The organism is Brenneria sp. L3-3C-1 (assembly GCF_016456245.1).
Lineage (GTDB): Bacteria > Pseudomonadota > Gammaproteobacteria > Enterobacterales > Enterobacteriaceae > Brenneria.
This window is the reverse complement of the sequence record NZ_JAEMHF010000010.1, coordinates 140,577-162,362: the sequence shown is the minus strand read 5'-3', so window position 1 is coordinate 162,362 and position 21,786 is coordinate 140,577. Positions and strand designations below refer to the sequence as shown.

General features: G+C 62.2%; 27 protein-coding genes. 23 read left to right on the top strand and 4 right to left on the bottom strand.

The features are described 5' to 3' along the window. The first annotated feature begins 220 nt into the window (after nucleotides 1–220). The 14 genes from JG725_RS17370 to JG725_RS17305 all read left to right on the top strand — a co-directional run bounded on the left by JG725_RS17370 (nucleotide 221) and on the right by JG725_RS17305 (nucleotide 12,260). Complete coding sequence (locus tag JG725_RS17370; protein ID WP_199379105.1) at nucleotides 221–2,251, top strand: DNA topoisomerase III; 2,031 nt, start codon at nucleotides 221–223, stop codon at nucleotides 2,249–2,251. 543 nt (nucleotides 2,252–2,794) lie between these two features. Beyond that, nucleotides 2,795–4,246 carry a DNA cytosine methyltransferase gene (locus JG725_RS17365; protein ID WP_199379103.1) on the top strand — a complete coding sequence of 484 codons (1,452 nt, stop codon included), beginning with the start codon at nucleotides 2,795–2,797 and terminating at the stop codon, nucleotides 4,244–4,246. Nucleotides 4,247–4,519: 273 nt separating this feature from the next. After that, nucleotides 4,520–6,082 (top strand): ATP-binding protein, encoded by a 1,563-nt coding sequence (locus JG725_RS17360; protein WP_199379102.1) that lies wholly within the window; start codon nucleotides 4,520–4,522, stop codon nucleotides 6,080–6,082. Nucleotides 6,083–6,411: 329 nt separating this feature from the next. After that, complete coding sequence (locus JG725_RS17355; RefSeq protein ID WP_199379100.1) at nucleotides 6,412–6,975, top strand: hypothetical protein; 564 nt, start codon at nucleotides 6,412–6,414, stop codon at nucleotides 6,973–6,975. A 103-nt stretch (nucleotides 6,976–7,078) separates the two neighbouring features. Then, nucleotides 7,079–7,357 carry a type II toxin-antitoxin system RelE/ParE family toxin gene (locus tag JG725_RS17350; RefSeq protein WP_199379153.1) on the top strand — a complete coding sequence of 93 codons (279 nt, stop codon included), beginning with the start codon at nucleotides 7,079–7,081 and terminating at the stop codon, nucleotides 7,355–7,357. A gap of 13 nt (nucleotides 7,358–7,370) precedes the next feature. Beyond that, nucleotides 7,371–7,655, top strand: a complete 285-nt coding sequence (locus JG725_RS17345; RefSeq protein ID WP_199379098.1) for a HigA family addiction module antitoxin — start codon at nucleotides 7,371–7,373, stop codon at nucleotides 7,653–7,655. A 51-nt stretch (nucleotides 7,656–7,706) separates the two neighbouring features. Further along, nucleotides 7,707–8,249: a flavin reductase family protein gene (locus JG725_RS17340; protein WP_199379096.1), complete on the top strand. Its 543-nt coding sequence runs from the start codon at nucleotides 7,707–7,709 to the stop codon at nucleotides 8,247–8,249. Between the two features lie 366 nt (nucleotides 8,250–8,615). Next, nucleotides 8,616–8,840: a hypothetical protein gene (locus tag JG725_RS17335; protein ID WP_199379094.1), complete on the top strand. Its 225-nt coding sequence runs from the start codon at nucleotides 8,616–8,618 to the stop codon at nucleotides 8,838–8,840. Between the two features lie 11 nt (nucleotides 8,841–8,851). Then, the gene (locus JG725_RS17330; RefSeq protein ID WP_199379092.1) at nucleotides 8,852–9,244 is read left to right on the top strand and encodes a hypothetical protein; all 393 of its coding nucleotides are present in this window, start codon (nucleotides 8,852–8,854) and stop codon (nucleotides 9,242–9,244) included. Between the two features lie 154 nt (nucleotides 9,245–9,398). After that, complete coding sequence (locus JG725_RS17325; RefSeq protein WP_199379090.1) at nucleotides 9,399–9,983, top strand: hypothetical protein; 585 nt, start codon at nucleotides 9,399–9,401, stop codon at nucleotides 9,981–9,983. After that, nucleotides 9,899–10,564 carry a hypothetical protein gene (locus tag JG725_RS17320; RefSeq protein WP_199379088.1) on the top strand — a complete coding sequence of 222 codons (666 nt, stop codon included), beginning with the start codon at nucleotides 9,899–9,901 and terminating at the stop codon, nucleotides 10,562–10,564. The genes JG725_RS17325 and JG725_RS17320 overlap by 85 nt, the downstream gene beginning before the upstream one ends. A 136-nt stretch (nucleotides 10,565–10,700) precedes the next feature. Beyond that, nucleotides 10,701–11,423, top strand: a complete 723-nt coding sequence (locus JG725_RS17315) for an ABC transporter substrate-binding protein (RefSeq protein WP_199379086.1) — start codon at nucleotides 10,701–10,703, stop codon at nucleotides 11,421–11,423. Between the two features lie 153 nt (nucleotides 11,424–11,576). Then, entirely contained in the window at nucleotides 11,577–11,747 is a 171-nt protein-coding gene (locus JG725_RS17310; RefSeq protein ID WP_233356474.1) for a hypothetical protein, read from the top strand. Between the two features lie 93 nt (nucleotides 11,748–11,840). Beyond that, the gene (locus tag JG725_RS17305) at nucleotides 11,841–12,260 is read left to right on the top strand and encodes a hypothetical protein (protein ID WP_233356465.1); all 420 of its coding nucleotides are present in this window, start codon (nucleotides 11,841–11,843) and stop codon (nucleotides 12,258–12,260) included. Between the two features lie 42 nt (nucleotides 12,261–12,302). On the opposite strand, the gene JG725_RS17300 is transcribed toward JG725_RS17305, so the two are convergent. The 4 genes from JG725_RS17300 to JG725_RS17285 all read right to left on the bottom strand — a co-directional run bounded on the left by JG725_RS17300 (nucleotide 12,303) and on the right by JG725_RS17285 (nucleotide 14,497). Further along, nucleotides 12,303–12,905, bottom strand: coding sequence for a vWA domain-containing protein (locus JG725_RS17300; protein ID WP_199379082.1), 603 nt, complete (start codon nucleotides 12,903–12,905; stop codon nucleotides 12,303–12,305). A gap of 8 nt (nucleotides 12,906–12,913) precedes the next feature. Next, nucleotides 12,914–13,534 carry a hypothetical protein gene (locus tag JG725_RS17295; RefSeq protein ID WP_199379080.1) on the bottom strand — a complete coding sequence of 207 codons (621 nt, stop codon included), beginning with the start codon at nucleotides 13,532–13,534 and terminating at the stop codon, nucleotides 12,914–12,916. Between the two features lies 1 nt (nucleotide 13,535). Further along, nucleotides 13,536–13,892, bottom strand: a complete 357-nt coding sequence (locus JG725_RS17290; RefSeq protein ID WP_199379078.1) for a hypothetical protein — start codon at nucleotides 13,890–13,892, stop codon at nucleotides 13,536–13,538. A gap of 107 nt (nucleotides 13,893–13,999) precedes the next feature. Continuing rightward, nucleotides 14,000–14,497, bottom strand: a complete 498-nt coding sequence (locus tag JG725_RS17285; protein WP_233356464.1) for a hypothetical protein — start codon at nucleotides 14,495–14,497, stop codon at nucleotides 14,000–14,002. Nucleotides 14,498–14,702: 205 nt separating this feature from the next. On the opposite strand from JG725_RS17285, the gene JG725_RS17280 reads away from it, so the two are divergent. From JG725_RS17280 to JG725_RS17240, 9 genes are all read left to right on the top strand, one after another. After that, nucleotides 14,703–15,515, top strand: coding sequence for a GTPase (locus tag JG725_RS17280; protein WP_199379076.1), 813 nt, complete (start codon nucleotides 14,703–14,705; stop codon nucleotides 15,513–15,515). Between the two features lie 167 nt (nucleotides 15,516–15,682). Continuing rightward, nucleotides 15,683–16,525 (top strand): phosphoadenosine phosphosulfate reductase family protein, encoded by an 843-nt coding sequence (locus tag JG725_RS17275; RefSeq protein ID WP_199379074.1) that lies wholly within the window; start codon nucleotides 15,683–15,685, stop codon nucleotides 16,523–16,525. A gap of 290 nt (nucleotides 16,526–16,815) precedes the next feature. Then, nucleotides 16,816–17,748: a DUF3577 domain-containing protein gene (locus tag JG725_RS17270; RefSeq protein ID WP_199379072.1), complete on the top strand. Its 933-nt coding sequence runs from the start codon at nucleotides 16,816–16,818 to the stop codon at nucleotides 17,746–17,748. Between the two features lie 99 nt (nucleotides 17,749–17,847). Beyond that, nucleotides 17,848–18,549, top strand: coding sequence for a DUF3275 family protein (locus JG725_RS17265; protein ID WP_199379070.1), 702 nt, complete (start codon nucleotides 17,848–17,850; stop codon nucleotides 18,547–18,549). 89 nt (nucleotides 18,550–18,638) lie between these two features. Further along, complete coding sequence (locus JG725_RS17260; protein WP_199379068.1) at nucleotides 18,639–18,989, top strand: hypothetical protein; 351 nt, start codon at nucleotides 18,639–18,641, stop codon at nucleotides 18,987–18,989. A 132-nt stretch (nucleotides 18,990–19,121) separates the two neighbouring features. Further along, nucleotides 19,122–19,769 carry a hypothetical protein gene (locus tag JG725_RS17255; protein ID WP_199379066.1) on the top strand — a complete coding sequence of 216 codons (648 nt, stop codon included), beginning with the start codon at nucleotides 19,122–19,124 and terminating at the stop codon, nucleotides 19,767–19,769. Nucleotides 19,770–19,838: 69 nt separating this feature from the next. Next, a complete protein-coding gene (locus JG725_RS17250; protein WP_199379065.1) occupies nucleotides 19,839–20,948 on the top strand; it encodes a DUF6094 domain-containing protein in 1,110 nt (369 codons plus the stop codon). A 56-nt stretch (nucleotides 20,949–21,004) separates the two neighbouring features. After that, complete coding sequence (locus JG725_RS17245) at nucleotides 21,005–21,325, top strand: methyltransferase (RefSeq protein WP_199379063.1); 321 nt, start codon at nucleotides 21,005–21,007, stop codon at nucleotides 21,323–21,325. An 86-nt stretch (nucleotides 21,326–21,411) separates the two neighbouring features. Further along, nucleotides 21,412–21,720: a hypothetical protein gene (locus JG725_RS17240; protein WP_199379148.1), complete on the top strand. Its 309-nt coding sequence runs from the start codon at nucleotides 21,412–21,414 to the stop codon at nucleotides 21,718–21,720. Nucleotides 21,721–21,786 lie beyond the last annotated feature (66 nt).

Sequence of the window (21,786 nt, the reverse complement as noted above, 5' to 3'; positions counted from 1 at the left end):
TATAGCTCCATCAACGTCCAGCGATTTCCACGCGCTCCTGCGCATTGCGGCTCCCGGTCCGCATGCCCCCGGCCACGCGCCATCCCCCGCACAAGCCATTCCACACCGTGAAAGCGGTTGCCACCGCATTCCCCTTGTTTACTGCCCGACACGCCTCCCCCGGACATGCTGCTGACCATGAACCAGAGCAACCAGAGCAACCAGATGGGGATGGAACAGCATGCGCCTGTACCTCTGCGAGAAGCCCTCCCAGGGTAAAGACATCGGCAACATCCTGGGCGCGCGGCAGCGCGGCAACGGCTGCCTAAATGGCCCCGGCGTCATCGTCACCTGGTGCATTGGCCATCTCGTTGAGACCGCACCGCCCGAAGCGTATGACGAGCAATACAAGCGCTGGTCTCTTGAGCAGTTACCCATTGTTCCCGAGCGCTGGAAGGTCGAAGTCAAACCCAAGACCGCCGCGCAATTCAAAGTCGTCAAACAGTTACTCAAGCAGGCGACCGAGCTGGTCATCGCCACCGATGCCGATCGCGAAGGCGAGCTGATCGCGCGCGAGATCGTCGAGCTCTGTGGCTATCGCGGGGAAATCCAGCGGTTGTGGCTCTCAGCACTGAACGATGCCTCGATCCGCAAGGCGCTGGATGCTCTCAAGCCGTCGTCGGAGACGCTGCCGATGTACTACTCGGCGTTAGCGCGTTCCCGTGCGGACTGGCTGATCGGCATGAACCTCAGCCGCTTGTTTACGCTCTTGGGCCGGCAGGCTGGCTATAACGGCGTGTTGTCAGTCGGCCGCGTGCAGACGCCCACGCTGAAACTGGTCGTCGATCGCGATCGTGAAATCGCGCGGTTCGCGCCCGTGCCGTTCTGGAGCATCAACGTCGCGCTGGCAGCCAGTGGCAGCCATGCCTTCACCGCGCAGTGGGTTGCCCCTGCGTCCTGCACCGACGATGCCGGACGCTGCCTGCAGGAGGCTGTCGCGCAACAGGCAGTACAGCGCATGCGTGCCGCCGGCAGGGCGCAGGTGGTCTCGGTCACGACAGAACGGATGCGTGAAGGCCCGCCGCTGCTATTCGATCTCGGCACGTTGCAAGAGGTGTGCTCGCGCCAGCTAGGCCTCGACGTACAGGAGACGCTGGACATCGCTCAGGCACTGTACGAAACGCATAAAGCGACGACTTATCCACGCTCCGACTGCGGTTACCTGCCCGAGAGCATGCTCGCAGAAGTGCCTGCGGTGCTCGACAGTCTGCTCAAGACCGACCCGGGCCTGCGGCCGGTGATCGAGCAGCTCGACCCCGGCCAGCGCTCGCGTGCTTGGAACGACACAAAGGTCACTGCGCATCACGGCATTATTCCAACTCTGGAACCGGCGAATCTCGCTGCGATGAACGAGAAGGAGCTGGCGGTCTACCAACTGATCCGCGCTCACTATCTCGCACAGTTCCTGCCGCACCATGAGTTCGACCGCAGCATGGCGCAACTGTCGTGCAGCGGAGAAGTACTGCAAGCCGTCGGCAAGCAGATCGTCGTCCCAGGTTGGCGTCTGGTTTTGGCCGAGCCCAATCCCGACGGCCCCGAGCACGGCGATGGCAACGATGCCACCGCCCGCAGCCAGGTGTTGCCGCCTCTGCATGAAGGGCTGGCCTGTCAGCTCGGCAGTGTCGATCTGAAAGCGCTCACGACCAAGCCACCCAAGCCGTTCACGCAGGGCGAACTGGTCAAAGCCATGAAAACCGTCGCGAAGCTCGTCTCCGATCCGCGCCTGAAGCAAAAACTCGAGGACACGGTCGGCATCGGCACCGAAGCGACGCGGGCCAACATCATCAGCGGCTTGATCGCACGTGGCTACCTCGTGAAGAAGGGACGCGTCATCCGCGCTTCGGACGCCGCCTTCACCCTGATCGACACCGTACCGGCAGCAATTGCTGACCCCGGCACCACGGCAATCTGGGAGCAAGCACTAGACATGATCGAGGCTGGCCAGATGACGCTTGACGTGTTCGTCGAGAAACAGTCCGCGTGGATTACTCAGCTCGTGCAGCAGTTCCGTGGCGTATCCCTGTCCATCAAGGTGCCCCAGGGGCCCCCGTGCCTCGAATGCGGCACACCGATGCGTCAACGTCCCGGCAAGAGCGGGCCGTTCTGGTCATGCCCGCGTTACCCGGAGTGCAAGGGTTCGCAGCCCATCGAGTCAGGCAAGGGCAAACGCGGCGCCCCGCGCAAGCGCCGTAGTGGTTCCAAGACCGCCTGACAGGCGCTAAATCCCGCTGCCACGTCGGCTCTCCACGACGTGACCACCGTCCTGCCATCCCATGGCAGGGCTCCCAGCACGCAACGCCTTCGACCGACAGTGTGCGCGCCTCGCTGTGCCAACCCGGACAGCGAGGCGAGAAGGTGCCTTCTCCCCCCATCGCGCCCGGCGCATGTCTTGATCGCGTGTTCCCGTCCGCCGCGAGGGGTCTCCTGGTGCCTTGCCGGTTCGCCGCCAGGCGAGCCACCAGGAGATCCCTTGGGGTCGACGGTATTCGGCGCCGTGCCCAACGGCGAAAAACTGGGCTCCGTTTGTGCGCGGATGTGCGCCAGAAGATGCCGACCCCAGCCACGACACGGGTCGGGTGTGTGCTGATGCAGTGACAGGCTCTACCGACGGCCCGATCCCTGCGCCAGACCATGGGTGGTTTTTTTCTCCTGAGCTGGGGGCTCGCCAACAGGCGGCCTCCGGCCTCTTTTTCTCCTGACTTCCCGCAACGCCCGACCGAGTACGGCCCTGGGCCAACGAACAGGAGATACCCCGATGAACCCCCAACCAACACCCCATGCGCTGCAGTACGGCAGCGTTTGCAGTGGCATTGAGGCCGTGAGCCTCGCGTGGGAACCGCTCGGCCTGCAAGCCGCCTGGTTCTCTGAAATCGACCCCTTTGCCTGCGCCGTGCTCGCACACCGTTACCCGAGCGTGCCGAACCTGGGCGACATGACGGGGATTGCCAGCCAGATCCGCGCCGGCCAGGTCGCCGCGCCGGACATCCTGGTCGGCGGCACGCCTTGCCAATCGTTCAGCATCGCCGGCGCGCGACGGGGTCTGGATGACCCGCGCGGCGCCTTAACCCTTGCCTACGTGGAGTTAGCCAATGTCATCGACCAAACCCGCCGCAAAAACCGCCAACCACCTGTCACGCTCGTCTGGGAAAACGTCCCGGGCGTGCTCAGCGACCGCTCCAACGCCTTTGGCTGCTTGTTGGGCGCTTTGGCCGGAGAAAGCCATGCGCTCGAACCGCCAGGGGCGCGCTGGACGTACGCAGGTTGTGTGTCTGGTCCCAGGCGCCGTATCGCTTGGCGCGTCCTCGATGCTCAACATTTCGGCGTCGCCCAGCGCCGCAAGCGCGTGTTTCTTGTGGCAAGTGGTGGAGACGACATCGATCCTGCCGCGGTACTTTTTGAGCCCGCTGGCGTGCTCGGGGATTCTTCGACGGGCTTCGCGCCGTGGCAAGACGCTGCCCGCACTGCTGGATTTGGCGCTGCGGCAGCAGGCGGCTTCGGAGGACTGAAGCCACCCTATGGCAAGGCCACGATGACGTTTGGTTTCGGCGGTGGAAATACTGCGGGCCCCATCGACATCGCCGCCTGCATGACGGCACAGGTCGGCACCAAAGGCGACTTCGAGGCCGACACCGTGCTGGTTCAGTCGGTCGGGGGCGCCATCAGCCACGCGCTGAATACCGCCAACAACGGCAAGGGCTGCAGTGAGGACGGCACTGGCCGCGGCATTCCGATCATCGCCTTCACCGCCCAGGACTATGGCGCGGACGCCGCGGTGGGACTGGCACCGACCATGCGCACGAAGGTGATGCCCGCGATCGCCTTCGCGCAGAACTCGCGCGGCGAACTGCGCTTGGAATCCGGCCATGGCCAGATCGCGGGCGCACTCTCCACGGGCGGCGGCAAGCCCGGCCAGGGCATGCCGCATGTGCTGATGCCTGACCTCGAAGCCCATTTCCGCTACACGCCGATCAAGCCGGACGGAAGCAACTGGCTGCAGTGGAAGGTACGGCGGCTCATGCCGGTCGAATGCGAGCGCTTGCAGGGAATGCCCGATGGTTGGACTTTGGTGCCGTACCGCGGCAAGCCAGCGGCCGACGCGCCCCGCTACAAAGTCATCGGCAATTCCATGGCGGTGCCGTGCGTGGCCTGGCTGGGCGCACGCCTGCTGCAGGCTCTGGACAACGCGGGCGGTGCGGCTGCGCATTGATGTGCGACATCGCGTAGCGTCAGGCGCATCGTCGCACCTGCATCGCTGATCCGTCAGCTCGTGCCAGCAGCCATGGTCGTTCAGGCTGCGCCGCGGTTACTCCGCGTCGACCGTCCTTGTCCGCACCGCATCGTGCCGCGGACACGCGCCCCCGGCGTCGATGCCGCTTTTCCTTCGGGCCGATCGGCCCATTCCCTTCCGGCAATCCACCTGACCAGTGCCTCACGGCGCCGGGCAGTGTTGTCGGCTTCCACTTTTCCAAGGAGCCATACCATGAGCACCATTCATCTCAAGACCGACCAGAACCGCCTGATCGCCAACCTGCGCCACGCATTCAACCCATCCTCGATGCTGGGCGAATTGTTACAGAACGCCCGGCGCGCCCAGGCCGAGCACATCCACGTGACCGTCGAAGGCGACACCCTCACCGTCAGCGACGACGGCATAGGAATGGACGACCTGCAAGACCTCATTTTCATTGCACATTCCAACTGGTGTGAAAAACTGCAAGCTCGTGAGAATGCTTTCGGCTTCGGCGCGCTGTCCACGCTGTATTTCGCTGACCGCCTGAGCGTGCATTCCCGCGACCTGGCCTTTACCGCCAGAACCGAGCAGATCATCAGCGGCGATAGCGTCGTGGTCTATCACAAGAGCTACCGCCCCGGCACCGAGCTCCGTCTCGAAGGCGTCAAGCCGGCGCAGGCAGGACAGGATCTGACTGCCTGGGTGGAGCAGGAACTCCAGCGCCTGTGCGAGGCGTTTCCGGTGCCGATCTGGTTCAACGGCGCAGAAGTTCCTCGCCCTTTGACCAGGCCCGGCCTGCGCTGGCGGGAGACCTCCATGGGCAAGGTACGGATCAACCTCGCCGGCCGCCATACGCAGTGGCGCTGCTTCCTGCAAGGGCTGCCGATCGGCCGGATGCCCAGCTACAACGAGCACCAGGTCGTTCTGCTACCTGACAATACGCTGGCGAAACTCCCGGATCGCCAGCATCTGCTGAACGAAGCGGAAGAGCACCCGCGTATCCAGGCTGCAGTGAACGAGGCCTACCGCGCAGCGCTGGTCGAGGTGAAACAGACCCTGACCGCGAGCGAGTTCGTCGAACACTACGCCCAGGAGTGCCTCAACTCGCCCAACGCCGATCTGCTCAACGACGTGCCTTTCGTCCCCCGCGGCTGGTTCCGGGATTGGAGTTTTGAGCCGGCCGGGTTTCGTCACTACTGGCGACACTACATGCCCAACGGCATCCTGGCGCGCGAAGTCGTGGAGCAGCTAGGCGTCTGGCAGATCGAGAACGAGGAGGACGACGCGCCGACGGCTGAGGTCTATCTGGAGGCTGCCGGTGCCTTGTTGTTCGAAGAGCCGGGTCTCGATGACGGCCATTGGCTCAAGCGCCTGATCAGAACAGTCACTCCTGAGCAAGTCCAGGTCAAGATGGGCGCTGGCCTTCATCGGGACAGTGACCCTGGCCTGGCCGACTATCAGGTCGAACTGGAACTGGTCGAGACACTGCACGTCCGCCTGGAGGGCGCGCCCGAGTACGCCGTGCCGGCGTTGCGCAAGGGCTGCACACTGTACCTAACCGCAGCGGCGGACGGAGTGACCCGATTGGTCAGCGACTACATCTTTGATGATCGCTATGCCGAGGATCGCGAGGATGAAGACGCCCGCTACATCGCGACCTTCATCGCTGTGGGCTGCTCGTCGTCACCGGATCGCGTCGTCGAGGCCTTGCTGCCGGATGCACTGCGCCATACAGCGCAGCCGAAGCTGGCCGGCGCTGTCATTCACCTCACATTCGATGAGACAGGCAAGCTCCAATCGGTCAGTGCCTGAGCCATATCCATTCTTTACGCCCCCGCACGCCGGGGGCTTTTTTTTGCGCGGGAATCCGGTAGCGCCGATTTCTGCTTTCCGCATGACGCCAGGCCCCTCCAATCCCGATCCTTGTACCCGTGCTCGCTGACGCTGTCAGCAACACGCCAGCAGCCAGGGTGCCAGGCTGCCGTGGAGTTCCGCTCCATGCCACCCACCAGTTCGCCTCCGCATCGCTCGGGCGAACGCTGCCCAAGCGGGCACCGATGCCTCTTTCTCCAACCCTCGGGATGAGTGCCTCGTCCCGCCTGGGGCATGGCGTTTCCCGGCTGATCTCACAGGAATACCCCATGGAAACCACCATCAAGCAAGACCGCATCGCCTTGAAAAACCTCAAGGCTGCGGACTTCGCCAGCGAAGAGACGCTGTGCTTCACCGCTACGGTCCTCTTCGATGGCATCGCTATCGCCGAAGCCCGCAACGACGGGCAGGGAGGCATGACATTTGTTCATGCGCATAAAGGCAAGGCCGTGAAATTGGCCGAGGCCGAGCAATTCGCAAGGAGCCTGCCACCCGACACCCTCGAATGCGGCACCTCCGGCGAGGACGACGAACCGATCGTCATCAACGTCACCCTAGACTACTTGGTCGACCAGTTGGCCGAGGCGATGCACGCCGACCGCAAGCTACGCACCGCGTACGCCCGCAGCATCAATAACAAGGTGCTGTTCGTCAAGAACGGCAAGCTGCTCTTTCTCAAGGGCACCAAGCTGAAGGCGATCGCCGATCAGCCAGCCTTCTTTGCCGCGCTGCGCACACGGCAGAAAGAACCCATCGTCATCCTGGCCGAACTGCCGCCGGACGAAGCCTTCGCCTTGTGGAAGCAGCATGTTCTGGGAGACGAATATTCCTGACCACCGTCGCCCTGCGCGGCCGCTGTTCCAAGAGGAGATTCACCATGCAGACCCATCTGCTTTACTTGAAAAGTGTAAGTCCTTGCCTTACACTTTACGCATCGTGATCCGGTCATTCCGGCACAAGGGATTGCGAGCGCTGCACCAGCGTGGAGACACTTCCGGCGTTCGCGCCGACCATGTCTCCCGCTTGCAGCGTTTGCTGGCATCCCTTGAAGTTGCCAAGAGCCCGAACGACATGGATCGTCCCGGTAACCGGTTGCACCCCCTGAAAGGGAAGCTCGCCGGTTACTGGTCGGTCAGCGTGTCAGGCAACTGGCGCGTCATCTTCCGGTTCGACGGCTCGGATGTAGAGCTTGTCGGTTACCTCGACTATCACTGAGCAGGAGGCCCACATGGCTATGCACAATCCTCCCCATCCGGGTGAAGCGCTGCGCGAGGACGTTCTGCCGGCGATCAACATGACGGTGGCGGGCCTGGCCCGGCACATCGGCTACTCGCGCGGGCAGCTCTCCACCGTACTGAACGGCCACGCAGCTATCAGCGCGGATCTGGCGCACCGGCTGGAACTGGCAGGCCTCGGCAGTGCGCGGCAGTATCTCGCCGAGCAGACAGCCTATGACCTGTGGCAAGCCGAACACCGCGAACATCCACCCATCGCACGGCTGCAGTTCGCCTGATTCCAAGCCCCGCTCGTCGGGGCTTTTTCCTGTCTGGCACAAGGAAATCTCATGCGCGCGCTCAAGCTGTCCAAAGCCTTCACCCTGATGGAGTCCGGCCCGGTGGTATTGGTCAGTACGCACGACGGGCACAAGGCCAACATCATGACCATCTCCTGGACGATGGTCGTGGATTTCACGCCGGTCTTCGCTATCAGCACAGGGGCCTGGAATCACTCGTTCGTCGCCCTGCGCGAACAGCGTCAATGCGTCATCGCCATTCCCACCATCGACATGCTCGATACCGTCGTCGGCATCGGCACCTGCTCAGGTGCGGACACCGACAAGTTCGCCGCGTTTGGCCTGTCCGCCAAACCAGCCAGGCACGTCCGGGCCCCGTTGATCCTGGAATGCCTTGCCAACATCGAGTGTCGGGTGACCGACATCGTTGAACCGCACGGCATCGTCGTCCTGGAAGGCCTGGCCGCTTACCTCGACCGTCAACGAACCGAGCGCCGTGTCATCCATGCCGTAGGCGACGGAACCTTCATCGCGGATGGCCAGCGCTATGATCGCCGCCGCATGATGGCCTCCAAGTTACCTCCCGGACTCTGAGCACATCCTGCCCCAGGATCTGACAGCACCGCCTGCGGCGCACCGGGCAAGCGAACACTCATTTCTGGCACCAATCGGCGCCTCAGCCCCGTCAATGCGGGTCTGACAGAACTCCCTTTCCCACCTGACACCCTCCGAACGGCGGGGCAATCTGCGCGCGTGTGTTGCTGACGTTGTCAGCGCCATGCCAGCAGCGGGGTCTCAAGCTGCGCCGGGGACAGTCCCCTCGACCCACCAGTCCGCCATCGCATCCACCTGCGGACGAGCACCCTCGCGGTGCCGATGCTTCTTTCTTCAACCCTTGCGGGAGCTGCCATCCCGATAAGGGATCAGGCCGTCTCCCCCGCCTCAGCTACGGAGATGCCCATGCCTCGTTCAGCCTCATTCGGCCATCTGGCCCTCAACTACGCCGGCAAATACCTGCCGCTCGAAGTCCTGCACAGCGCTGCAGGTCACTACATCGGCACGCGCGACCTTAAAGGCCCGGTCTCTCGCGAGTCCACCGAGTACTTCCGCAGTGCGGCCTCTGCCCAGCACGCCCTCTCAAGGGGCAGTTGGACTCAACTGCGCACCCCCTTGATCACTGTTTAAAGGAGAACGCCATGAATCAGCTTCTGCCACCAGAAATCGTTGATCAGCTCGTGCGGGAGCAGCGGCATTTTGCATGTGCGCCCCAGGCCTTCTTCTTGGCCTGGAAGCGCGGTGCGCAGATCGCCGGCCACGAATGGTTTGGTGATGGCACTCGCGAAGGCCTGCGTCGCGCCACCAACAAGTCGGATTTGCGTCCGAACATGCTGATGCTCAATGACGCCCTCGGTGTCCTGAGCGGCGGCCAGCGCCTGTTCCTGTCAGCCATGGTCAGTTTCTACGACGCCCGTGAGGGTGCGGCCATGCTGCGGCGCTGCAGCTATGAAGGGCTTGCAGACCTGGGCAGCCTGGATCTGGAACGGCGTGAAGTCATCGCCGATCTTGTTCTCAACTACAGCGTCTGGTGAGTCCATACCGACCTGCCCTCGCATTTTCTTCACTCCCAGAGGGACGTCCGTTCCTCCAGGACGGTGTCCCTCCATTCTTCTTACAGGAGCGATCCATGTCCCGAAATCCATCCTTTGCCGTCGTTCTCGAAGGCGGTCTGTCCAGACCATCGTTGTGCAGGACTGGCCCGATCATCTTCCGCTGCCGCCATTCGTAGTGGTGGACTACGACACCGAAGGCGCGGCCAACGATGAAATCGGCCACTTCGATATCGGCAACACCGAAGCCGAAGCGCTGTGCCGCAGCGACACGCCCACGGTGTTCGAGTCCTTGCCGGACGCGCTTTCACCGCGGGCCGTGCTCGCCGCGCTGGACGAACCAGTGCAGGACGACATGCCGGCACCACTGGCAATCGCCCGCCGTTTGCGTCAGGCCATCCTGGATCTGGATGCCGACATCAATGCGGCTGAGCGCTCGCCAACCGGTGACGACTACAACGACATCTATCTACAGGCCAACTGCGGTCTGATCGAACTGCTGAAGCCCCTGGGCGACCCATCGACTTCGGCGAATAGCGCTTTCTCTACCATTGTCCGAGGCCACGGCTTCGGTTCATCCTCGCGGATGCCACGTCCGCAGGGGCTGGCTCCGCACCAACAACCAGGAGCCTTCCCATGGCGAACAACTACTACGAAGCCACTGGCCTTCTCGTGCTTGATCAAGTCACTCCAATCATCACCGCGCTGTTCGGCGGGCTGAAGCTGGATGCCTCATACCCCGGCGACGGCCAGGCTTACATAGCCCTCAACTACCAAGACAGCTGCGCACACTGGGACACCATCTGCGAAGACCTGGCAGCAATTGCGACATCGCTGGGCCTGTCGAATCCCGATGAGCAGACGCTACCTTCGATAGATCAAATCCTCGAAGTGCTCTCCCACCACTTCGGTGCCGATCAGGATGAAGCGCTGGAAAACCTGATAGAACACCATCCGTTCGAGGATGTCGTCCAGCTCGACGCATTGTTCCTGATCGCAACACGGTTCGACGATGGCCACGGCCTCAAGGAAATCCGCATGCAGGGCTGCTGGGGTAGCAGCAAGCCGCGGCTTTTCGAGTTCGGTGGCGACGGGTATTTCCTTAGCCGCGAATGCACGGTGTCCAGTGACTCCTCGCAAGCGGTGAATCTCGGCAATGACCTCCGCAAGGCGTTGCTCATCAACGACCTGAATGGTGCTGCCGACGTATTCGTGCGTGAAGCACGGCGCATGCTCGATGGCGTGAATGACGACGCGCAACGCGCGCAACTGCAACAGCGCCTTTCCGACCTGCTGCGCTAACGGACAGCACCGTCAGCGCGCGTAGCTAATCGAAAACCGCACCGGGTTCGAGTTCCGGTGCCGCTTTTCTTTCCCAGCGGGGCTCATCCCCCGATGGGGGTTGGCCCTGCGCCAACCCTCACCGGAGAATAGAACCATGGATCATCCATCCAACCCTTTCGCACGCGGCTATTACGGTTTCGAGATTCGGCGCCTCGTCGTCATCAGCTATGACGAGCGCCACCCGCAAACCTTTCTGCCACTGCATCCATCACAGGCCCACCTGGCCGATGACCAGGTGGTGTACCAAGCATGCATCTTCAACGATTATTTCGCGGTCATCACCGAAGGCCAGACAGTGCCGCCCGAAGTTGACGATCTCTGCGGCGGCAGCGGCGCCGTCCAGGCTGTGTACCACAGCATCTATGGCCGAACCCTGGACAGAGGCCTCATCCACATGGGCGACAGCTACACACTGGAATCCGCCCAAGAAGTCGTGCGCAGTCTACAGTTCGAGACGGGCTTCTACAGCCGATGCTGGGAGATCAGTTCCGCGCATATCACCGAAGAGACCTTGCGCTATCTGGCAGGGCTAGTTGTCCTCACCACGCCGATCCGCATGCTGTTCGTCGCGTTTCACATTCCGGACAGCCGAGCGATCGCCGTCAAGTTGATCGCGACGCCCTGGACTGATGAGAACCTGATGGACATCGAAGGCATCACCGCTGACCAGTTGCGTCAGGAGCACCTGTCCAAGGGCATGCCCGAGGATCTGGCCGACGTACTGGCACTGGCCGGGCAAGCCGACATCAGGATGCTGGTGTTCGATGCCGACGCATCACCGCTGGAAGGTCTGCCGCTGTACGAGGAGCAGCCCTGACAGCTTGATCCACTCTTTCATCCCTCTCGCGGGCTTCCACGTCCGCAAGGGCAAGGAGTCCGTTTCATTTTCTCAGGAGCACTCCCAATGCCTGATCGACAGTTCGCGTCTCGCAACCGCGCGAAGCCTCATAAGTCCTCAGCCTCGCGCCCCTTGTACTTACCCGGAACGGTACGCATGCGCCGCTGGTACGGCCAGGGCGACGTGCGTGCGCATCTTCCGGCTTCCGGCTGGTCGGCACAGGCCGTACTGGTCGACATACATCCCATCAGCGGTCAGCCACTGCCGAAGTCGGAGTGGTGGATCGTTGAAACAAAGCTGTAACCGTATTCCCTTTGCACTCCAAGGGAGCTTTCCATCGACCTTGTGGGCCGACACCCGCAGGGTGCCGGTTCGCCCCAAATCAGGAGTATCACCATGCCTCATCAGAACGTGACCTTGCACAGCTTGCTGCTGCAGCTCGCGAACATCGTCTGCGACCTGTGCCAGCGGTGCCAGCGGGGGATCGACAAGGACAGGCCGCTCGACCACCTCAACCTGGAAGTCATCGTTGCCGACCTGCTGCGCGAGCATGGCCTTGAGCCGGACTTCGACCAGCAGCTCGGCACCTGCATCAACGCCATGTCCCAGGAAGATGCTGTGGGCCAGACCCTGGTGTTCGATCGCTACCATGGCAGCTTGCGCATGCGCCAGATCGAAGCGCTGAGCCTGCTCGATGCAGACGTCCAAGCCTACGAGATGGTTTTGTTTGACGGCGGAAACACCCACGGCGATCGCTGGAAGCATGTGTTCTTCCCCGCGCAGCACGTGCATCACTTCGTCTACGAGGATTTCTGACCTCTCCATCGGCCCCTCCAATCGAGGGGCTTTTTCTTTCAATCAGGAACTGCACAACAACAACTGTCGAATGCTTCGTTCGAGCGCCGGCTGGCCTGTCTGGGCAAGATCATTGGTGACACAGTCGCCGCAGCCGAGCCGGGCTAGGCGTTGCATGAACTGGATCGCTGATTTCTCGATGTCCGGGCCGATGTAGAGTACGTCGATGCGACCGGGAAGGTTCCGCGCGGCAGCCAGCGCCCACTCTTCGTCATCCGGCTGGCCGTCGCTGATAACCAGCGTTGCTCGTGGTCGGTGCCGTGCGGCGCAGTCCAGCGCCAAATGCAGCGCCGTGCTCCCGCTCAACGCCTCGCGTGGGAGTTGCGAGATGCCATCGACCGGCGTCCCGGCAAAGGCGATCAGTCGTACTGGTTCCCGAGCATTGCCCAGGATGGAATCGACCGCCTCGCATAGTAGGTCAATCTTGCGCCGCTGGCCCCAGGCCGGGCTTTCCATCGAGCCAGATAGATCAGCCAGGATGATCCGCGGTCCGTCAGTGCGATTGAGCCTTTCCTCGTAGCGGGCAACGGTGCCGGTGGTGGCCGGCAGCGTCGAAGCTGACTTGCGAATGAGCGCCTGCAAAGGATTGGAAAGCTGTTTGGACATGTGAGGTGCTACTCCTTGTGCCAACGATATTCGCTGCCGGATAAAAAGCTGTCGGGTGGCAGTACCGCCGCAGCCGCGGCGCAGAAGTCAATGAGTTCCTGCTTACGCTTGACCAGTGCCTGCACGGTTCTGATGGCTGCCGTCCTGATGTGATAGTCGACCAAGTGATTGCGGGCATAGCGATACCAACCGGGATTGATCATCAGGCGCATGCCGCTGGCGGTGTGGCAGTGCAGGATGCTGATGTCGCCGGGGCGCTTGTTGACCATCGCGGCGGCCTGACGCAACAACGTCATGTCCCGGTGACGCTGTTCTGCGGCAAGTATGCGCGCTCGCTCGGCGGCCTGAGCTGCCGACGCGGCCCGCTGCGAGGCCGTTCGCCGCTCTTCCTCGTAACGTGTCTGCGCGGCGGCTTCGCGGGCTATGCGCTCCCGTTCACGCGCGCGCGCGGCCCGGATTTCCGCCTCGCTGGCCTCTCGCGCGATCCGCGCCTTCTCGGCTTCGGACAGCATCATGTCGCGCATGGCCTGTGCGGACGCAGGGCTGCGTCTGAGCGCCTCCAGGCAACAAGCCCGGGCCAGTTCCACAAGTTGGTCGTCAGTGACATCCGAGAAGTCGAGGCCGTCCATTTCAGTCCTCTTCCCAGGTTTCAACGGCCTCGACCATCACCGCCTCGGAAATACCCAACGCAGCCGCATAGACGGCCTTGGCATTACCGTAGCGGCTCAGCAACGCATGGGTAACAGCATCGATTTGCTTGCGGGTGATGCGCGAGTGGCGGCTTCGCGGGTTCTGCATCGTGTAGACGATGCTAATGATCTTCTCGTCCCCCAGGGTTTTGGCGAGTTCCAGCAATTGCGGGGCGATGAACTCTCCACCCCGCTGGAACAGACCGGTTTCCACGGCGTACTTGTCCGCGTCTCCCGGCATGTAACGGTCATCACCTCGCCGGATGAGGCCCGCCACATAGTTTGTGAAGGCGTCCATTCGGTTCTCCAGTCGGGCGTGTTCCTGTATCTCGCCACAGATGGATCGCGTGCAATCAACCTGTCCCACGCGAAGCCTGCGCTGCGGCACGAACACTGCGTATCCAATCAATGGGTTTTCCAGGGGGCCAAACACGGAATCTCCCGGACCTTTCGGTACTTTCCGGGCAGTCGCAGTTGCTCGCCTTCGCGTGTCCATACTGTGACGACGAAACCGCCGCCCTGATCTTTGTCGGGCAGACGCCGATCCGACTGTTCCGCGACCAGATGCAGGCAATAGGGGGCATCACTGCCGTCCTCGAAAAGTAGCTCCCAGGCATCACGCCCGTCTTTCACCCGCCAAGGCCCCTGGCTCACGATGACATAGTGCGCCGCGCGCATGTCGGGCAACGCCGATACCAATGCGGCCGGTAGAAGGATACGGCCGGCGCCAGCATTCCATGAAAGAAATGCGTAGCCAGCAGCAGCGTGTTGACTATCCCAGTAGTTCGTGCCGGCGATGGCCTGGCCTTCGTTCTCGATGATGTGCACACGGATGTCCTCGTGGAAACGGCTGAACGGACCGGTTCTCGATGAATACGAAACGGCGTGATTCCATTTGTTCATCGACGCTCGCCAGGCACATGGCGAACCATTTCGGCATGTTCGTCGGCGTTGCCGGCTGCATGCCCAGCAGTCGTGGCCCTCTAGACTGCGGCGCGCGTTGTCGCGCGGGCCATCATCATCCACGGACGCATGTCGCGTCCACCACCCACAAGGGATTTTTCTTCCCTTGTGGCGGGAAGTCCCTTGCTTCTTTGGAGACTTCCCCATGGATCATCAAGTCATTCGCAATCAGATGCCGCTACTGGTTCGCGGCCATGTGCCGTCCAATGCCCGTACCTTCAAGTACGAGATCTTCGACGGCCAGCCCAAGGTCTCGACAATGGGCTTCCACATCGATCCCAAGCCTTTCGATGGCAAGATCATTGCCAAGACGGAGGACGCCATCATCGTCAAAACGGGCCGGATCGAGTTCGCGGTGCTCGACCGCTGCCTTGTGACCGAAGACCCCGACGAAGGGGCCAAGGTAGAAGTCGAACCCTATGCCCGCCGCCGCTTCGACGGCCTTCGTGCGGACACGCCCGAGGAACGCACCGAGTACACCAGCGACGGCCAGCCCTACACGCTGCAGACGTACGTGCTCGGCTCCGCGCCGGCGAAGTTGCCGATCCCACAGCCACGCTGCCCGGAACTGCAGGAACTCATCACGCAGTTGGAAGAGTTGCCGGCACCCGATGGCTACCGGCGCATCACGCACCTGCTGGTTGATGCCGGCGCGCGGGATTTCACCTGGCTCGATCCGCTGCCCAAGGACATCATCGCCACGCCACCGGCCATCAGCTTCAACGTGTCCACGATGAAGTTCGAGGGCCGCGTCACAGTGCTGTACGAGCGTGGCGACGACCTTTATGCAGTGGAGCTGAGCCGCGATGGGGAGTTGATCGAACGGGTCGGCGGCGTGTTCTTCGACAACCTCGGAGACTTGCTGCAGGCGCTGGTCGACGATGGAAGCTGGCGCCGCATAAGCGTGCGCACGATCCAAAAGCCGGTGCGGCGTAAACCGCAGGCGGCCTCCGCATGAACGTGTCAGCCGAACCGCAAGAGCACTGACCTCTCCACAGCCCCCGCTTGCGGGGGCTTCCTTGTTTCCGAGGCCACAGCCGTCGCTGCGCGCCCGCACTCGTCTCCAGCCCCGTCCAGGGGTCGCTTCTGCCGGCACCCGCCGGCACACCTGCCCGGAGACAGCCCATGCGCGACCCTTTCGAGATCGACTATCCCACCTGCATCAGTTTCAGCGGCGGGCGCACCAGCGCCTACATGCTCTGGCGCGTGCTACAGGCCAACAGCGGCCTGCCTGCCGACACCGTGGTCTGCTTCGCCAACACCGGCAAGGAAGTCGAGGCCACCTTGCGCTTCGTGCGCGATTGCGCCGCGCACTGGGAGGTGCCAATCCACTGGCTCGAATACCGAATCGAGGAACCGGGCTTTGCGCTGGTCGATTTCGCCAGCGCCAGCCGTGAGGGAGAACCCTTCGAGGCACTTATCCGCAAGCGCCAATATCTCCCTAACCCCGTGGCACGCGGCTGCACGACCAGTCTGAAAATCCGTCCCATGCACAAGTTCGTGCGCAGTCTGGGCTGGACGCAGTGGGATCAATTCATTGGCATCCGCGCGGACGAGCAACGGCGCGTCGCGAAGATTCGCGCCCGCGGTCACTCGACGGAATCGGCCAGTGAAACGATGTGGATGCCACTGGCAGAAAGCGGCGTCACCGTGCGCGACGTGACCGCGTTCTGGCAGGCGCAGCCGTTTGACCTGGAACTGCTGACCGTGAATGGCCGCACCCTCGAAGGCAATTGCGACTTGTGTTTCCTCAAGCCGCGCGGACAGCGCCTGGCGCTTATCAAAGCCAGGCCGGAAGCCGCCGTGTGGTGGATTCGCATGGAATCGCTGAACCTGGCCAGCAAACCCAGCGGCGCCCGCTTTCGCGCCGACGGCCCTGGCTATGCCGAGCTGGCGCGATTCGCCGCCAGCCAGGGCGATCTGTTCGACCCGACCGAAGAGGCGATCGCTTGCTTCTGCGGCGATTGAATGCGGTCAGGTGGCAGTACCCATTGGCGGTGGCCTGCGCATCCGCCCGGTGCGAGGCTTACCTCATGCTTGCTGACGTTGTCAGCGACATGCCACGCAACCACGGTCTTTCAGGTTGCGGTGCGGTGAAAGCCGCATGACCGAGCCAGTTCGCACAGCATCCTCGCGCGAACGACCATCGGCCTGCCGTTGGTGGATGCGATCGTTTTATCAACCCATCGCGGGGTTACGCACCTCTCCCCGCATGATCGGGCTGGTGTGTCTCCGCTTTCATCCTATGGAGATTCACCATGACCAACACCACTTCTTCCGCGAAAGGCTTCTTCGACATCCATACCGATGGCATCGGCTATTTGCAGCGTGCCCGCCTGGTTCCTGTCAAAGGCGGTCGCAAGGCAGATCCCTACCTTGCATGCACCATCGCGGCCCAGGTCGGTCCGGTTCACGATCCGATCACCCGCTACCTCGATGTCAGAGTTGCCGGCAGCGAGGCCAAGAACTTTGTTCGAGGCTATCTCGACACCGATGAGTCCAAGCGCCCGCTGGTTCGTTTCAGGAGCAGCGATCCCTGGGGCGATGCATACTTTCGCACCGGCGAAGGCCATGAAGGCGAGCCTGGCGGCACCCTCAAAGGCCGACTGCTCAAGATCGAACTGTTCGACAAGACTGAACTGGCACAGCTCGAACGGTTTGAACTCATCACCCGAGGTATCGGCTACCTCAACAAGCCTCAAGAGGTCGAGCCCGAAGACCGTGACCCGTTCCTCTCATGCGTCATCGCCGCGCTGACCGGGCCTGTCGATATTGGCCAGGAGAAACGCGAGTACCGCTACTTCGAGACCATCGTCGCCACGCCTGAAACGCGGAATCTGGTTCGCCGCTGCGTGCCAGCCATTGATGACAAGCGCAAGGTATTGATTGCTTTCCGTCTCGACGACATGAAAGCCGATCCTTTCATCTATCCCAAGGGCGACCGTGCCGGCCAGCCTGGCGTGAGTCTGAAATCCACGCTGACCCACATCAGCCTGATCAAGATCGACGGCCACCAGGTTCATCCCAAGCTCCAGGTGCAAGCCGACACGCCGACGTCCGAGGATGCGAATGCACCCGAGGACGAAGGTGTCGACGGCAGCACTGCGGACGTGCCGCCTTCCTCCCCCGCGCCAAGCGAGGCCGAAGTGCAGACACCGGAGCGTGAGCTGGCGCAAGCAGCATCGTTCTGACCCACACGGACCTCGCCCCCCTAGGGCGGGTCCGCTTTCTTCCCTACCCACGATCTGCCACATGCATTGGCGATCCCATTCATCACAAGGAGATTCACCATGGCTAAACCTGCCACTATGTCCGGGCCTCCCGTCACCGTGGGAGGTCATCTCGCTATAGTCACCATCCACGGTCAAAATGGCCCGTTCAAGGTGGGTAACCTCGTCACACCCATCGGCAAGTTCACCGTTAAAGATCCCGAGCTGGATCAATATCCAGAAGGCAAATACCAAGGTGAATTCATCGTCCGTTACTGCTTCATCAAGCCGATTCGGCTTCGGAATGGCGGCATTTTCTTCGAGCATCGCGCCAATCTGGACGGCATGACCTTGTCGGGAATCGACAAACTGAGCAAAGCCGAGGCACGTGCCTTTGTGACGCACGATGTTGATCCGCTCGACGAGGAAACGAGTATGCCACCGGCCATTGAGCCGACAGCACCTACCAAGCCGAAGCCGAAACCGAAGTCGAAGCCAAAATCCAGGCCCGCGACGGTACCGGCGACGGAAGATCCTTCGCTCGACACCACACCTTTCGGTGTTGATCTACCTCCCGCCGCGGTTGCCACCAGCAGCGCTGCAGGCAGCGACGACGCTGCGTTGTTCGGCATCCTCTGGCCGCTGGGAGAGTCCGTGAAGCTGGACTCGACCATCGACCGCCGCACGCTGCGCCTGCAGATCGCGCGGCTGGGCAAGCTGGGCTATGAGATCGACCCGATAGCCCAGCAATGGAACCGAAAGCCTGAACCCCAGGCTGCTTGATCGTCCTGCCGCAGCCGCGGCGCTTCATCCACCCGCCGGGGTTCCGACCCCGCTGGGGAGGACTCCGGTTTCTTCTGGAGGACTCCAGCATGTCCACGATCGATTGCAGTACATCTTCACAAGCCCTCGATACCCGTGTCGCGCTCGACGAAACCGCGTGGCAGGCTGTCTGCGAGACGGCCGCCAGGCAAGCCCTCGATGGCTGCGGACAGTCTCACGACTGGTACGTGGAACTGTTCAGTTCCGAAGTTGACGCGCAAGTACGCCGGTTACCCGAGCATCAGCAGGCATATGCCCTGCAGATAGCACAGGAATACGGGGACTACGCAACACCCGCCGAAAGGCAGGAGACCCAGGACTGGAATGCCGAAAACGGCATTTGCATGCACGGCATCGATCGGGATTGCTGCCCGGCCGGTTGCGGTGATCTTGAGTACTGACAGGCGACTTCATCGCTGCTAACGCGGCATTTCACCGAGCGGGAACTCTGAGTAGCCCGCGTTCATTCATCCCCTCGGGGCAGTCACTGCCCCTGTGGCGGAGCTGCCCCTCATTTCATTGAGGACTCCAGCATGCCTGCACTTTCTTCTACTCCAACCCTCTACCGCATCGACGAATGCAGCGACCTGATGGCCGATGCCTGCGTCTGCAGCGATCAGGGGGATCTGATCTTCCTCTCGGTCTGGGCGCGCGACACGGCGATCCAGCAGTTCATCGCCCGGCTCACCCTGGGCCGCGACCAAGACGGCCTGGATCAGTTTCACCTCTTCACTGAGCAGGGCGGTTCCGTTCCTGTGTTCATCCCATCGGTCGAGCGCCTTGAAAAGCGCCTGACCCGCAGTTATCGGCGCACCTTGTTCGGCTCCATAGTCAATCTATGGCTGTTCGACCGGCGCTGCATCCGGCCCGACAAGAGCACGGCCAACGCGCTCGCGCTGCTGCCACGCTCGGCGGCCGATCCCACGTCGCGCCTGTGGCGACTTGTGCAGGACACGTGCCCGCTGCCTCTGCTGGATCACTGGCAGGAGGCGGTAATGGCGCTACTGCGCTCGCGCGACATGCTCCATGACCTGCCCGTGGCCCTTGGGCCGCTGCAGGGCTATCGCCTGAGCCTGGATGTTCCGGCGCTCACCGAAGCGCTGGGCGATCTCATCCGCGGCAACGTCCTCACGGCCTATCCGTATCCGGCCCGGATCTGGACACCGCAAGCGGTGGCTTGATCGTTCCACGGCAGGCGCACGCTCCGCGCGCCTGCACCTTCATTCATCACCGCCAGACAGGAGAATCCCATGGCACTCATGTTTCCCCGGCTCGCGAGAAATTTCGTGAAAAACGGCTATTTCCCGACCGACGAGCCCACGCTCGAAAGAGCACTCACCGCATTGGCGCCCAGCGATGGGCCGATGTGCATCATCGATCCTTGTGCAGGCGAAGGCGTTGCGATCGCCGAAGCCGCCCATGCCCTCGGGCCTGATCAAACCCGTTCGTATGCAGTGGAGTACGACCAGGAGCGTGCGAACCATGCACGGCTGATGGTCGATCGCTGTATCCAGGCTGATTTGACGGATACGCTGATCTCACGACAGTCGTTCGGCCTGCTCTGGCTCAACCCGCCCTATGGCGACCTGTCCAAAGATGCCAACGGCAACATCGGCTACGACGGCAAAGGCCGCGCGCGGCTAGAAAAGTTGTTCTACCAGCGGACGCTGCAACTGCTGCAGTACGACGGCATCATGATCTTCATCATTCCGTTCTATGTGCTCGACCAGGAAATGGTCGGATGGCTGACGCGCCATTTTGCCGACCTGCGTATCTACCGTGCTGTGGAGGCGCAGTTTAAGCAAGTGGTGTTGTTTGGTCGCCGTGTTCGTCAGCGCGAGCTGATGAGCGACGACGTGAAGTCCATCCGGGCCCGGCTGTTGCAGATCGGCCAGGGCGAACTGGAGGCGGAAGAATTGCCGCCCGAGTGGCCATCGGCTCCGTATGTGGTTCCCTGCACCCCGGCCGAGCCGGAGCACTTTTATCGCATCAGCATGGAACCGGCGCAGTTCGCCGAGGAAGTGCAACGCCTGCGTGGATTGTGGCCGGCATTCGAGACGCATCTCGGTGCCTCCCAACAGTCGCTGCGCCCGCCCGCACGGGCCTTGTCTCACTGGCACCTGGCATTAGCCCTCGCGGCCGGCGCCATCTCGGGTGTCGTGCAGTCCAAGAGCGGCCGCACTCTGGCCGTCAAGGGTGACACCTACAAGCAGAAGGCGACCACGACCGAGTATCGCGAACGCGACGACGGTTCGATTGCCGAGACGCGCATCCTCACCGACAAGTTCGTGCCTGTGATCAGGGCCTGGGATTTGTCCACCGACTCAGCCACGCAGGGCCGGATTCTCACCATCCATTGATCCCCACCGGGCGGCTTGCCGTCCTGCTGTTCTCATCCCACAGAAGGAGTACCACCATGCTTCCGAGGTTTTTCCAGCGGCGTAAGCCGCAGGCCCAGCCTCTGTTCGCACTTGGTTCGCTGCAACTGAGCGAGAAAGTGCACTGGCTCGCAAGCAAAGGCCTGATCGATCCCTTGCCTTATGTACAGCGCCATGTGCGCGGTGATTGGGGAGAGATCGACAAGACCAGTCGTCAGGTCAACGATGTAGCGCTCGATCAGGACAACTCCATGATCTCTCGTTACCGGATCACGCCGCACCTAGTGCTGGTCGTGATGACCAGCGAAGACCACAAGACAACCGTCATCCAGTTGCCCGAAGAGCAGTCCTTGATCTGACGGCAAGCCATGTCTTATTCATTTAGCTGATCGGGAGCGGATTCCCGAAGGGGCGCCGCCCCGGTATGAAAGAAGGAGTGCAACCCATGGCTACCGCCAATCCCAACGGCCACGGCCGCAGCCTGTTGTTCCCCATTGGGGCACTGATCTTCAGCGAAGGCATCGACCGTCTTCTGCGCGAAGGCCGCATTGAGCCGCTTCCCTATCTCCAACGTCACATCCGTGGCGACTGGGGAGACGTCAGCGACGAAGGCTGGCAAGCCAACAATGACGCCCTGCAATTCGGGGCGCGGCTCGAATCGATTTATGTGATCCACCGTGAGCTGAGCATCCGCATCGTTACCGAGCCGGATCGCAGCGCCACACATATCCTGCTGGCCGCCGAACAAACCTAGTTCCACGCCAGCTCATCTTATCCACCCACCGGGGCCATGTACCCCGGTTGGGGGCCATGGCCCTTT

What these genes read in the sequence shown, in the direction of transcription:
- JG725_RS17315 (WP_199379086.1), top strand. Translation starts at nt 10,701, where the DNA reads ATGGATCATCCATCCAACCCTTTCGCACGCGGCTATTACGGTTTCGAG.
- JG725_RS17360 (WP_199379102.1), top strand. Translation starts at nt 4,520, where the DNA reads ATGAGCACCATTCATCTCAAGACCGACCAGAACCGCCTGATCGCCAAC.
- JG725_RS17280 (WP_199379076.1), top strand. Translation starts at nt 14,703, where the DNA reads ATGGATCATCAAGTCATTCGCAATCAGATGCCGCTACTGGTTCGCGGC.
- JG725_RS17285 (WP_233356464.1), bottom strand. Translation starts at nt 14,497, where the DNA reads ATGAACAAATGGAATCACGCCGTTTCGTATTCATCGAGAACCGGTCCG.
- JG725_RS17300 (WP_199379082.1), bottom strand. Translation starts at nt 12,905, where the DNA reads ATGTCCAAACAGCTTTCCAATCCTTTGCAGGCGCTCATTCGCAAGTCA.
- JG725_RS17355 (WP_199379100.1), top strand. Translation starts at nt 6,412, where the DNA reads ATGGAAACCACCATCAAGCAAGACCGCATCGCCTTGAAAAACCTCAAG.
- JG725_RS17250 (WP_199379065.1), top strand. Translation starts at nt 19,839, where the DNA reads ATGGCACTCATGTTTCCCCGGCTCGCGAGAAATTTCGTGAAAAACGGC.
- JG725_RS17340 (WP_199379096.1), top strand. Translation starts at nt 7,707, where the DNA reads ATGCGCGCGCTCAAGCTGTCCAAAGCCTTCACCCTGATGGAGTCCGGC.
- JG725_RS17330 (WP_199379092.1), top strand. Translation starts at nt 8,852, where the DNA reads ATGAATCAGCTTCTGCCACCAGAAATCGTTGATCAGCTCGTGCGGGAG.
- JG725_RS17260 (WP_199379068.1), top strand. Translation starts at nt 18,639, where the DNA reads ATGTCCACGATCGATTGCAGTACATCTTCACAAGCCCTCGATACCCGT.
- JG725_RS17335 (WP_199379094.1), top strand. Translation starts at nt 8,616, where the DNA reads ATGCCTCGTTCAGCCTCATTCGGCCATCTGGCCCTCAACTACGCCGGC.
- JG725_RS17370 (WP_199379105.1), top strand. Translation starts at nt 221, where the DNA reads ATGCGCCTGTACCTCTGCGAGAAGCCCTCCCAGGGTAAAGACATCGGC.
- JG725_RS17290 (WP_199379078.1), bottom strand. Translation starts at nt 13,892, where the DNA reads ATGGACGCCTTCACAAACTATGTGGCGGGCCTCATCCGGCGAGGTGAT.
- JG725_RS17305 (WP_233356465.1), top strand. Translation starts at nt 11,841, where the DNA reads ATGCCTCATCAGAACGTGACCTTGCACAGCTTGCTGCTGCAGCTCGCG.
- JG725_RS17345 (WP_199379098.1), top strand. Translation starts at nt 7,371, where the DNA reads ATGGCTATGCACAATCCTCCCCATCCGGGTGAAGCGCTGCGCGAGGAC.
- JG725_RS17275 (WP_199379074.1), top strand. Translation starts at nt 15,683, where the DNA reads ATGCGCGACCCTTTCGAGATCGACTATCCCACCTGCATCAGTTTCAGC.
- JG725_RS17295 (WP_199379080.1), bottom strand. Translation starts at nt 13,534, where the DNA reads ATGGACGGCCTCGACTTCTCGGATGTCACTGACGACCAACTTGTGGAA.
- JG725_RS17245 (WP_199379063.1), top strand. Translation starts at nt 21,005, where the DNA reads ATGCTTCCGAGGTTTTTCCAGCGGCGTAAGCCGCAGGCCCAGCCTCTG.
- JG725_RS17320 (WP_199379088.1), top strand. Translation starts at nt 9,899, where the DNA reads ATGGCGAACAACTACTACGAAGCCACTGGCCTTCTCGTGCTTGATCAA.
- JG725_RS17240 (WP_199379148.1), top strand. Translation starts at nt 21,412, where the DNA reads ATGGCTACCGCCAATCCCAACGGCCACGGCCGCAGCCTGTTGTTCCCC.
- JG725_RS17255 (WP_199379066.1), top strand. Translation starts at nt 19,122, where the DNA reads ATGCCTGCACTTTCTTCTACTCCAACCCTCTACCGCATCGACGAATGC.
- JG725_RS17265 (WP_199379070.1), top strand. Translation starts at nt 17,848, where the DNA reads ATGGCTAAACCTGCCACTATGTCCGGGCCTCCCGTCACCGTGGGAGGT.
- JG725_RS17365 (WP_199379103.1), top strand. Translation starts at nt 2,795, where the DNA reads ATGAACCCCCAACCAACACCCCATGCGCTGCAGTACGGCAGCGTTTGC.
- JG725_RS17270 (WP_199379072.1), top strand. Translation starts at nt 16,816, where the DNA reads ATGACCAACACCACTTCTTCCGCGAAAGGCTTCTTCGACATCCATACC.